Source organism: Kosakonia oryziphila, from assembly GCF_900094795.1.
GTDB lineage: Bacteria > Pseudomonadota > Gammaproteobacteria > Enterobacterales > Enterobacteriaceae > Kosakonia > Kosakonia oryziphila.
In genome coordinates, this window is sequence record NZ_FMBC01000045.1 from 26356 (window position 1) to 37473 (window position 11118).

Genomic DNA, 11118 nt, shown 5'->3' on the forward strand with positions numbered 1-11118 from the left:
CTTCCAAAAAATTAAAAACCGAGCAGTTTTTCTTCGAGTTGTTCTGTTGCGCTGCGCAGTTTATCGAGAAAACGCAGTTTACGCACGGTATCCGCCGCGATGTCCCACGCCTGATTGTCGAGTTGTTCCACCACCTGCTGGTGGCGGGCGTCGTACATCCCTTTTACCTGTTTCTGGAACGTCTCCAGCCGGTCGCTATCTTCCGCACGAGCGATCTCATCCAACTCTTCGCGCAGCTCAAGCTGCTCCATTAAAAAGGCAGTGTCGCGAACGGTGTGCTGTTCAGAGGCTAAATCGAAGCCATGCAGCGACAGCAAATATTCCGCGCGAGAAAGGGGATTACGCAGGGTTTGCCACGCCTGATTAATGGTAGCGGATTGCTGTACCGCAGCCAGTTGTTCCGCCTGTGGTCGGCTGGCAAAGCGATCGGGATGGAACTGCCGTTGCAGATCCTGGAAACGTGTCGCCAACGCCTGAACGTCAAGCGGGTATTGGGCCGGCAACCCAAAGAGGGTGAAGTAATCCATAACAATTCCGGGTGTGCAATCGAAGCAAACCCCACGCACAGCATGCTGCGGTGGGGTCAATGGATAGACAATCAGACGTTGAAGCTTTCGCCGCAACCGCACTCGTCTTTAACGTTAGGGTTGGTGAATTTAAACCCTTCGTTCAGGCCTTCTTTGACAAAGTCCAGTTGAGTGCCGTCGAGGAATTGCAGGCTTTTGCCGTCAACCACTACCTTAACGCCTTTGTCTTCGAACACCGTATCTTCTTCGGTCGGCGCGTCAACAAACTCCAGCACGTAGGCCATACCAGAACACCCGGAAGTTCTGACCCCCAGACGCAGACCAAACCCTTTGCCACGGTTGGCCAGGAAGGCATTTACTCGCGCGGCAGCACTGTCGCTCAGGCTAATGGACATGACAACAACCTCCTGCCTTATTTCGCTTCTTGTTTGCTTTTGTAGTCCGCAATCGCGGCTTTGATCGCATCTTCCGCCAGGATAGAGCAGTGGATTTTCACCGGCGGCAACTCCAGTTCTTCAGCGATATCGGTATTTTTGATCGCCTGTGCTTCGTCCAGAGACTTGCCTTTCACCCATTCGGTTACCAGCGAGCTGGAAGCGATCGCTGAGCCGCAACCGTAGGTTTTGAAACGCGCGTCTTCGATGATGCCTTTATCGTTAACTTTGATTTGCAGCTTCATAACGTCGCCACATGCTGGCGCGCCAACCATGCCGCTACCGACGCTGTCGTCGCCGTTGTCAAACGAGCCAACGTTGCGCGGATTTTCGTAGTGATCGATTACTTTTTCGCTATAAGCCATGATTAAATTCTCCTGTTTCCGCAACCGTTATTAGTGATGAGCCCATTCGATGGAGTTGATATCCACGCCCTGTTTGAACATTTCCCACAGCGGAGAGAGTTCGCGCAGACGGCCGATGGATTTACGCACCAGTTCGGTGGTGTAGTCGATCTCTTCAACGGTGGTAAAACGACCTAAAGAGAAACGGATGGAGCTGTGCGCCAGCTCATCGCTCATACCCAGTGCGCGCAGCACGTAGGACGGTTCCAGGCTTGCGGAAGTACAGGCAGAACCGGAAGAAACAGCCAGATCTTTCAGCGCCATGATCAGCGACTCACCTTCAACATAGTTAAAGCTGACGTTGAGGATGTTTGGTGCGCCGTGCTCAAGATCGCCGTTCAGGTAAACTTCTTCGATATCGTTGATGCCGTTCCACAGACGGCTACGCAGACCGCGCAGACGTTCCATTTCGCTCGCCATCTCTTCTTTAGCGATACGGTAAGCTTCGCCCATGCCGACGATCTGGTGAACAGGCAACGTACCGGAACGCATACCGCGCTCGTGACCACCACCGTGCATCTGCGCTTCGATACGGATACGTGGTTTACGGCGTACGTACAGAGCGCCAATGCCTTTCGGCCCATAAATTTTATGGCCGGAGAAGGACATCAGATCGACTTTCAACTGGCTTAAGTCGATCGGCAGTTTGCCCACGCTTTGAGTAGCATCAACGTGATAAACGATGCCGCGAGCACGGCACATTTCGCCGATGGTTGCGATATCCTGCACCACGCCGATTTCGTTGTTCACATGCATAATGGAGACGAGGATGGTGTCGTCACGCATCGCCGCTTCCAGCTCTTTCAGATCGATAATGCCGTTGCGCTGCGGGGCGAGGTAAGTCACTTCAAACCCTTCACGCTCAAGCTGGCGACAGGTATCCAGCACGGCTTTGTGTTCGGTTTTGCTGGTGATGATGTGCTTGCCTTTTTTCTGATAAAAGTTGGCAGCACCTTTGATCGCCAGGTTATCGGATTCGGTCGCGCCGGAGGTGAAAACGATTTCGCGCGGGTCGGCACCCACCAGTTCAGCGATCTGGTTACGGGCGATATCTACCGCTTCTTCAGCTTGCCAGCCAAAACGGTGTGAACGGGATGCTGGGTTACCAAAGGTCCCGTCCAGAGTGAGAAACTGCATCATTTTCTCGGCAACACGCGGATCCACCGGCGTAGTTGCGGAGTAATCGAGATAGATCGGTAATTTCATTGCTCTTTAAACTCCGTACATCGCTCTAATGCAAGGAATCAGGCAACCGGCTGGATGTACGACCGTGTTAACGGGGCACATGTGATGTGCCCCGGCCCAATTCTGAATACTATTTTTTATTATGCGCGCAGTTTAACGTCGATAGCGTCTTGTGCGCGGGTGGTACGATTGGATTCAGTACTGTGCTGACGATCGGAGACATCGAGAATTTCCTGGTTATTGACCAGTTCACCCAGTGTGATGTTGTTGAGGAAACCGGTCAGACGGTCGCTCAGATCGCGCCACAGCGCATGGGTCAGACACTTATCGCCACCCTGGCAGCCGCTTTTACCCTGGCAACGGGTTGCGTCTACCGATTCATCAACGGCGCTGATCACTTCGCCCACGGCGATGCTGCTCGCATCTTTGCCCAGCAAATAACCACCGCCAGGACCACGCACGCTGGCCACCAGACCATTTTTGCGCAGACGGGAGAACAACTGCTCAAGGTAGGACAGGGAAATTCCCTGACGCTCAGAAATATCAGCCAACGGAACCGGGCCCGCTTCGGAGTTGAGTGCAACGTCCAGCATTGCGGTCACGGCATAACGCCCTTTCGATGTCAGTCTCATGTCTTACAAGCCTCAAACTCGCCCCTGCCCGGGGAATTTTATTTAATATGTTAATGTTGCATAGCGGTTGCAAGTCTGACATTCCCGACTAATTTGGTCAACTATTTAGTTGACCAAATTAGTCGGGTATTTCGCTTTTCGTGCTCAATTTAAATGCTGGGTGCCGCGTTGCCCTGTCCGGCTTACGGGCGGGGGGCTTGTCGGCTGATGAGCGTAGGCAAATCACGCTTTATGCTGCTGCTCAATGGAGGCCAGAATACCGCGCAGGATATTCAGTTCCTGGCTTTCCGGACGCGCACGAGTGAACAGACGACGCAGCTTGTTCATCACCTGCCCTGGGTGGTTTTCACGGATAAAACCGGTCGCCAGCAGCGTCTTTTCCAGATGCTCGTAAAAGCGCTCAAGATCGTCAACCAGCGGGTACGGCGTCTCTTCATGTTCTGCAGAAGATTCGCTCTCCTGTGTCGCCAGCCAGGCCATACGCACTTCATAAGCGATAACCTGCACCGCCATCGCCAGGTTCAGCGAACTGTATTCAGGGTTAGCGGCAATCGCCACATGATAATGACACTTTTGCAGTTCTTCATTCGTTAGACCGACACGCTCGCGGCCGAACACCAGCGCCACCGGCGCGTGTTCTGCTTCAGCGACGCCTTTCAACCCGCATTCGCGCGGATCGAGCATCGGCCACGGCAGCGTACGTGAGCGCGCACTGGTGCCAACGACCAGGCTACTGCCAGCCAGTGCTTCATCCAGCGTATCGACAATATGCGCGCTGCCGATAACATCGCTGGCACCTGCCGCCAACGCGATGGCCTGTGAATCCGGCTTAACCAGCGGGTTAACCAGCCACAGGTTCGTCAACCCCATTGTTTTCATTGCACGGGCAACAGAGCCCATGTTGCCCGTGTGGGAGGTTTCCACCAGTACGATTCGAATATTTTGCAGCATAGATTTTCAACGACTAAAGAATATTTGTGCATATTATCATAAACCGAAGACACATTCCGAATTGACTGCTATGATGTGCGCCGTTTTCCCGTTCTTTAACATCCAGTGAGAGAGACCGATGCATCCGATGCTGAACATCGCCGTGCGTGCTGCGCGCAAGGCGGGTAATTTAATTGCCAAAAACTACGAAACTCCCGACGCCGTAGAAACCAGCCAGAAAGGCAGCAATGATTTCGTGACCAACGTTGATAAAGCTGCTGAAGCAGTGATTATTGACACCATCCGCAAATCTTACCCGCAACACACCATTATCACCGAAGAGAGTGGCGAGCACGAAGGCACTGACCAGGATGTGCAATGGGTTATCGATCCACTGGATGGCACCACCAACTTCATCAAACGTCTTCCGCACTTCGCGGTATCTATCGCCGTTCGTATTAAAGGCCGCACCGAAGTTGCGGTGGTTTACGATCCGATGCGTAACGAACTTTTCACTGCAACCCGTGGCCAGGGCGCACAGCTTAACGGCTACCGTCTGCGCGGCAGCAATGCACGCGATCTGGATGGCACCATTCTGGCGACCGGTTTCCCGTTCAAAGCAAAACAGCACGCAACAACCTACATTAATATTGTTGGCAAACTGTTTACCGAATGCGCGGACTTCCGCCGCACCGGTTCCGCGGCGCTGGATCTGGCCTATGTTGCCGCTGGCCGCGTTGATGGTTTCTTCGAAATAGCGCTGAAACCATGGGATTTCGCCGCAGGCGAGTTGCTGGTGCGTGAAGCGGGCGGTCTGGTCTGTGATTTTACCGGTGGCCACAACTACATGATGACCGGCAACATCGTTGCGGGTAACCCACGTGTAGTAAAAGCCATGCTGGCCAACATGCGCGACGAACTGAGTGATGCGCTGAAACGCTAAGATGTTTATTGCCCGATGGCGCTGCGCTTATCGGGCCTACAGCGTACATACTCCGTCATGCTTCATGCATGTCGCGTAAGCCGGATAAGGCGTAAACCGCCATCCGGCACTATCAAAATGGCCGCAAACCGCCCCCCGGCGGTAACACGCTGACCCACATCACCACCGCCGCACTTATCAACAACACGCCTCCCGCCAGTGCCAGCGTTGTCCAGCCCACCTGCCGCCATAATACCGGCGTCTGATGGCCGCTGAGTTTTACCGCCAACTGACGAAAACCATGTACCAGCAGCGCCAGCGCACTGATGGTCAGTGACGTGCCCGCCGCCATCACCAACGCTGACGCCACGCCCCAGGCAAAAACGCCGATCACTTTGCTGAACAGCAACACCATGATCGCACCGGAGCATGGGCGCATCCCCATGGATAACACAATCATCAACCTGGCTCGCCAGTCTTCACCGCTTTGCAGCTGCGAAGAAGTCGGCAAATGCTGATGCCCGCAGCCACAGCCGTCGTGATGCATATGATGCGGAGTAAATGCGCGAAACACCGGTTTTTGCCGCAGCGCAAACAACTTTTTCAGCGCTCGCCAGCACAACATCAGCCCCAGCACGCCGACCAACAGGTAACTGCCCTTTTCCATCCAGTAACCGCTTAAATGAAGCTGCCGTGCGGGTAACGCCAGGATGTTCAGCACTACCACCACTAACGTAACCGCCACCAGACCCTGCAACAGTGAGGAGGCCATCGTCAGCATAATGCCGGAACGCAATTTAGAGGGATGCGTAGCAAGCCAGGTGGCGATCACCACTTTACCGTGTCCGGGGCCCAGCGCATGCAATACACCATAGATAAAGCTGAACAACAGCAGCGAACCGCCCGCTTTGGTCGGATTTTCCGCCACCGCTTTCAGCAATGCGCTCATTTGCATATTCACATTGCGCTGCCAGACCACACTTTTGATCATCACCTGCGGCCACGCCTGCCATAGCCAGAAACCGGCAATGAGTGCGCACAGCATAAACAGCAGCAGCGGCCACCATGCCAGCAGGCGGCGGTAACGGTGACGAACACCGGTTATCACTGACATGAGAGGGTCACCGTCTGTGCAAATTGTTTACCTAATTCCATGTCTTCCTTCGGCGCATCGGCTTTGTCCAGCGACTGCGCATAATTCAGCACACCTTCGCCAGGTTTAGGCGTATGAACGGCCAGCTTACAGGATTTCTGCAACTCTGCAGGCAGCGCTGCATCGCTCGCTTTGTCGTAACTCATATCGACAAAATAGGTGGGATCAAACGTAGAAAAAGTATATTGCTCGCCGTTAAGCGGCTGCGGCTCGGCGAGAGGCAGGATAAATGTCAGCACCGCCTGATGCCCTTCGCGCTCCATACCGTATTCCGTCGGACGGTTGAGGAATTTTACTTTCTGCCCGTTGTGCCAGACCTCAGTAAAATAGTGCTGACCAAGCACATTAGCCATCACTTCCGCCGCCAGTTTTTTCCATACCTCGTCACCTGGCTGCGCATTGCCCGCATCATAAAGCAGATCCGCCGAGGTGATCTCATCCATCGTCCAGCGCATTTTCAGTCCGGAGAAGTGGCCATTCTCTGCTAACACTTGTGTTTTCAGCCGGATAAAACTGTGCGGGTGCGCGCTTACCGTAAACGATAAAAGCGCGAGAAAGACGCCCGTGACGCATTGTTTAACTGCTCGCATCTGTTCCTCACGTGAAAAATTCTGTGATGCTCTCCGGCAATCCTGAATGAAAGCGTCGCAGCTTCGCTATCGCTGAGCATACCTTTAACTACGCTTATCAAACACCCTAACTGGAATCTGACAGATGACTATTGTAATGACACCGCCATCTGCGCTCTCCAGTCCGCAGCGCCGCTGCCAGGTGCTGTTGATGCTCGCCCTGCCGGGGCAAAGCGTCAGCCTGGAACATATCAGCGCAATCAATGGCGTTGATGATGCCGCAGCCCGGCAGGATATTAATGAGACCAACAGTGAAATCCAGCGCTACCATCGGATTTCCATTGTGCGCCAGCATAACGGCAGCTACCGGATTGAAGGCGCTCCCCTCGACCAGCGCTTATGCCTGCTGCACTGGTTGCGTCGCGCGCTGCGACTGTGCCCGCAATTTATCACGCAACAGTTTACCCCGTTGTTAAAAACGGCACTTAAACAACAAGGCATTGCCCGAACGCTATATGACGACACCAATCTGCGCGCCTTAATTAACCTCTGCGCCCGCCGTTTACAGCGCTCAATTGAGTGCCGGGATGTGCAGTTTCTCTGTCTCTACTTGCAGTATTGTCTGTTGCAAAACCATCACGGGCAGACGCCGGAATTTACCCCCGTGCAGCAAACCTGGGCGCAAATGCGCGCCGAATACCTCGTTGCATACGATATTGTTCGCCACTGGCAGCGCCGTGTAGCAGCGGTGCCGCAGGAAAATGAGCACCTGTTTCTGTCGCTTCTCTTTATGCTGGTGCGTACACCCGATCCGCTTCGCGACCAGCATCAGCAGGATCGCCGCTTACAACAGGCGATTGCCCGAATGATTGCCCGCTTTCACCAGCTTGCCGGGTTACGTTTTAGTGATGAGCAAGGCTTAGCCGCGCAACTTTATATTCATCTGGCGCAGGCGCTGGATCGCTGCCTGTTTGGTATCGGCATTGATAACAGCCTGCCGGAAGAGATCCATCGTCTTTATCCACGGTTGATGCGCACCACGCGTGAGGCATTACAGGAACTGGAAGATGAATACGCGCTGCACTTTAGCGACGAAGAAGCGGGACTGGTCGCGGTAATTTTCGGCGCCTGGCTGATGCAAGCAACCGCTCTACATGAGAAGCAGGTGGTATTACTTACCGGTGATGACACGGCGTGCGAACAGCAGATTGAGCAGCAGCTACGCGAGTTAACGCTGCTGCCGCTGACCATCAACTACCTGCCGCTGGCGGAGTTTCACAATGCGGGCGCACCAAAGGACGTGTCATTAGTCATCACCCCTTACACAACACCGCTGCCGCTCTTTTCCCCGCCGCTCATCCATGCCGTCGGGGCACTGAGCTCGCAGCAACAACAGCATATTCGTACCATGCTGGAAGGTTAACTGGTAACCGGCTGCTGGGCGGCCACTTTTGGTCGCAGGAACAGCGCCGGGATTGCCAGCAGCGCCATCACAAAAAATAATCCCTGATGCAGGTATTCAAACAGGAAGCCTGCAAACATGGTCATCACAGCAATGCTGCCGCCCATTGCCACGGCGGAATAGATCGCCTGCAAACGGATCACTTCGCTGCCCTTACGGGCGGAGATATAGCGCATCCCGGCGAGATGGCAAACGGTAAAGGTTCCGCAGTGCAGGATTTGTGCGGCAATCAGCCACGGTAATTCAGTGGTCCAGCCCATCAAAATCCAGCGCACCAGCCCACAGACGGCGGAAAGCAGCAACAGATCGCGGGCGCTAAAGCGACGGAAAAGCCAGTTGCTGAGGGCGAAGATCACCACTTCGGCGACCACACCTAACGACCAGAGATAACCCACCGTCGAAGCGGAATAACCGGCAGATTGCCAATAAATCGCGCTGAAACCGTAGTAGGCGGCATGTGCGCCCTGCAACAACGACACACACGCCAGAAAACGCCAGTTTTGTACAAACAGCGCACGCCAGGCAGACCAGCCAGCACCGTCCTGATGGCGGCTTTCACCCTGCGGCAGAATAGAAGGGCGCAGCAGCATCCCCAACAGCATTGAGGCAGCGCCCAGCGTCAGCATCGCCAGAATCGCGCGATAATCATAGAGGCTCACCAGCTTACCGGTCAACGCCGAGCCAATCACAAAGGCTACCGATCCCCACAACCTGACCCTGCCATAATCCATCGGGAACTGTTTTTGCCAGGTCCCCGCCAGCGCGTCGGTGAGCGGCACTAACGGTGAGAAAAAGAGGTTGAAACCGACAATGATCACCGCCAGCCACGCAACATGGCTACCAGCATAAAACGCCAGCGCAAACAGCACTGTCGCCAGAGCCAGCACACGCAGTGCGGTAATTAAACGGGAAGGATCGCTCACACGCGGAGCAATCAACAGACTCCCCAGAAAACGAGCCACCAGACCTGCGCCAAGCAGCATGCCAATAATTTCAGGCGTCAGGCCAACGCCTTTGAGCCAGACGCTCCAGAAGGGTAAGAAAATACCGTAGCTAAAAAAGTAGGTGAAGTAAGCGAGCGCCAGCCAGCGCGTGGACTGCAAAACCATGATTTCCTCCTGAATGGTGGCGATAGTCTGGAGACAAATGGCAAGGCTTGCAAGTAACAATCAGATAACACGCGCATTGGCGCAAGTTATTAACGGATATAGGAATCAAGTACGCTGAGTACGACCTCAAGATCGGCCTCGCGCTTGATTTCATCGTTTTCATGGACGATGTGATCGGTCAAATGCCCTTTGATCACTTCGCGCATCAAGCCGTTCACTGCGCCTCGAATGGCAGCGATTTGCTGTAAGACCTGCGAGCATTCATGGGGCTCGTCGAGCATTTTTTTCAACGCCGCTACCTGCCCTTCAATTTTGCTGGCCCGCGCTTTCAGCTTTCGTTTATCCCGGATGGTATGCGACATACAGCCCTCAACTCATTCATGCGTAACGGGTATCAGCATACCATGCATCAACTGGGGGGGAGTTTATTTCTACTGGGGGGTAGTATTTTTTACTGGGGGGGAGTAGATTAAAGCGCACAAAATGTTATCAAGAATTATTCTCATGAACGACTTTATCCCCCTTTTTCAGCAAGGAAATGCCTGGTTTTTTATCCCCAGCGCGATACTGCTTGGTGCGTTGCATGGCCTGGAACCGGGCCACTCAAAGACGATGATGGCAGCCTTTATCATTGCTATCAAAGGCACCGTCAAACAGGCAGTGATGCTGGGGTTGGCCGCCACGCTGTCGCATACAGCCATCGTCTGGCTGATTGCGCTGGGCGGCATGTATCTCAGCGGCAAGTTCACGGCGCAATCTGTGGAACCCTGGCTGCAAATGGTTTCTGCGATCATCATCATCGGCACCGCGACATGGATGTTTTTACGAACCTGGCAGGGTGAGCACGCCTGGAAAAAGGGTCATCACCACGGCCATGATCATCACCATCATCATTCTCATAATCACCACCATGATCATGACCACGATCACGGCCATACGCGTCACAGTCGTGGGTTGATCTTTCAGCCTGTACAGGCAGGCAGTCACGCGCAACCCACTATCCTGTCGATGCGTAAAGTAGTGAAAGAAGAGGAGTATCAGGATGCACACGAGCGGGCACATGCCCGAGATATTGAGCGTCGCTTTCACGGGACGGAAGTGACCAATGGGCAGATCCTGCTGTTTGGTCTGACCGGTGGGCTGATCCCCTGCCCGGCGGCGATCACCATTCTACTAATCTGTATTCAGCTCAAAGCGCTGACGCTGGGTGCCACGCTGGTAGTCAGTTTCAGCATCGGCCTTGCGCTGACGCTGGTTGCGGTCGGCGTCGGCGCAGCCTTTAGCGTACAGCAGGCGGCAAAACGCTGGTCCGGCTTCAACACCATCGCCCGTAAAGCTCCTTACTTCTCCAGCGCGCTGATTGCGCTGGTCGGAGTGTATATGGGCATCCACGGGTACGCCAGCTTGCAATAAAGCGCGTTTGCCAATCGACAGGATCGGGATAGGGGCTGATCTCACGATCAGCCTCCTCCCACACCACCGTACATACGGGTCCGTATACGGCGGTTCGGTTATGTTTATCGTCGCCTGCCTATAAATCCGGTAGGCCCAGTCTGATGAACAGGCGATTGGGAAGTGCTATGCTCAGTGCCGGACTACAGCTTATCCGCCATTGCTTATGGCAACTCCCTACCGTTTGCGCTGCAAGGTCTTTGCTTACTCCCCGTCTGCGCAACTCTTTGAAGCGCTTGCTGCCCGTTTTCCACTGTTTCCACAGGACACTTCGCAACCTGCGCCTTATCCACCTGTTCAGATCTCTCATCAGCGTTTGCCACTGGTTCAGTCCATAGT

At 54.3% G+C, this 11118-nt stretch carries 13 protein-coding genes; 3 read left to right on the forward strand and 10 right to left on the reverse strand.

The window, feature by feature from the left end; genetic code table 11:
- Positions 1-11 precede the first annotated feature (11 nt).
- From hscB to trmJ, 6 genes are all read right to left on the reverse strand, one after another.
- A complete protein-coding gene (hscB, locus tag GA0061070_RS18770) occupies positions 12-527 on the reverse strand; it encodes a co-chaperone HscB (RefSeq protein WP_090137516.1) in 516 nt (171 codons plus the stop codon).
- Between the two features lie 71 nt (positions 528-598).
- The gene (iscA, locus tag GA0061070_RS18775) at positions 599-922 is read right to left on the reverse strand and encodes an iron-sulfur cluster assembly protein IscA (protein WP_090137517.1); all 324 of its coding nucleotides are present in this window, start codon (positions 920-922) and stop codon (positions 599-601) included.
- 17 nt (positions 923-939) lie between these two features.
- Positions 940-1326: a Fe-S cluster assembly scaffold IscU gene (gene iscU / locus GA0061070_RS18780; protein ID WP_007370804.1), complete on the reverse strand. Its 387-nt coding sequence runs from the start codon at positions 1324-1326 to the stop codon at positions 940-942.
- Between the two features lie 30 nt (positions 1327-1356).
- The gene (gene iscS, locus GA0061070_RS18785) at positions 1357-2571 is read right to left on the reverse strand and encodes a cysteine desulfurase (RefSeq protein ID WP_090137518.1); all 1215 of its coding nucleotides are present in this window, start codon (positions 2569-2571) and stop codon (positions 1357-1359) included.
- A 119-nt stretch (positions 2572-2690) separates the two neighbouring features.
- Positions 2691-3182 (reverse strand): Fe-S cluster assembly transcriptional regulator IscR, encoded by a 492-nt coding sequence (gene iscR, locus GA0061070_RS18790; protein ID WP_090137519.1) that lies wholly within the window; start codon positions 3180-3182, stop codon positions 2691-2693.
- A gap of 222 nt (positions 3183-3404) precedes the next feature.
- Positions 3405-4133, reverse strand: coding sequence for a tRNA (cytosine(32)/uridine(32)-2'-O)-methyltransferase TrmJ (gene trmJ / locus GA0061070_RS18795; RefSeq protein ID WP_090137520.1), 729 nt, complete (start codon positions 4131-4133; stop codon positions 3405-3407).
- 118 nt (positions 4134-4251) lie between these two features.
- Here trmJ and suhB point away from each other — a divergent pair, with 118 nt between their 5' ends.
- The gene (gene suhB, locus GA0061070_RS18800; RefSeq protein WP_090137521.1) at positions 4252-5055 is read left to right on the forward strand and encodes an inositol-1-monophosphatase; all 804 of its coding nucleotides are present in this window, start codon (positions 4252-4254) and stop codon (positions 5053-5055) included.
- 112 nt (positions 5056-5167) lie between these two features.
- Here the strand turns inward: suhB and GA0061070_RS18805 are convergent, their stop codons facing one another.
- Together GA0061070_RS18805 and GA0061070_RS18810 are read right to left on the reverse strand one after the other, a co-directional pair.
- Positions 5168-6148 carry a nickel/cobalt transporter gene (locus GA0061070_RS18805; RefSeq protein ID WP_090137522.1) on the reverse strand — a complete coding sequence of 327 codons (981 nt, stop codon included), beginning with the start codon at positions 6146-6148 and terminating at the stop codon, positions 5168-5170.
- A complete protein-coding gene (locus GA0061070_RS18810; RefSeq protein ID WP_090137523.1) occupies positions 6139-6777 on the reverse strand; it encodes a DUF1007 family protein in 639 nt (212 codons plus the stop codon). The genes GA0061070_RS18805 and GA0061070_RS18810 overlap by 10 nt, the downstream gene beginning before the upstream one ends.
- Positions 6778-6901: 124 nt before the next feature.
- On the opposite strand from GA0061070_RS18810, the gene csiE reads away from it, so the two are divergent.
- Entirely contained in the window at positions 6902-8179 is a 1278-nt protein-coding gene (gene csiE / locus GA0061070_RS18815) for a stationary phase inducible protein CsiE (RefSeq protein WP_090137524.1), read from the forward strand.
- Here the strand turns inward: csiE and GA0061070_RS18820 are convergent.
- Entirely contained in the window at positions 8176-9327 is a 1152-nt protein-coding gene (locus GA0061070_RS18820) for a 3-phenylpropionate MFS transporter (protein WP_090137525.1), read from the reverse strand. The two genes, csiE and GA0061070_RS18820, sit on opposite strands and share 4 nt — an antisense overlap.
- Positions 9328-9416: 89 nt before the next feature.
- Positions 9417-9689, reverse strand: coding sequence for a Ni(II)/Co(II)-binding transcriptional repressor RcnR (gene rcnR / locus GA0061070_RS18825; protein ID WP_090124526.1), 273 nt, complete (start codon positions 9687-9689; stop codon positions 9417-9419).
- A gap of 142 nt (positions 9690-9831) precedes the next feature.
- On the opposite strand from rcnR, the gene GA0061070_RS18830 reads away from it, so the two are divergent.
- On the forward strand, positions 9832-10740 hold the full coding sequence (locus GA0061070_RS18830) for a nickel/cobalt efflux protein RcnA (RefSeq protein ID WP_090137526.1): 909 nt from the start codon (positions 9832-9834) through the stop codon (positions 10738-10740).
- The last annotated feature ends 378 nt before the right edge of the window (positions 10741-11118 follow it).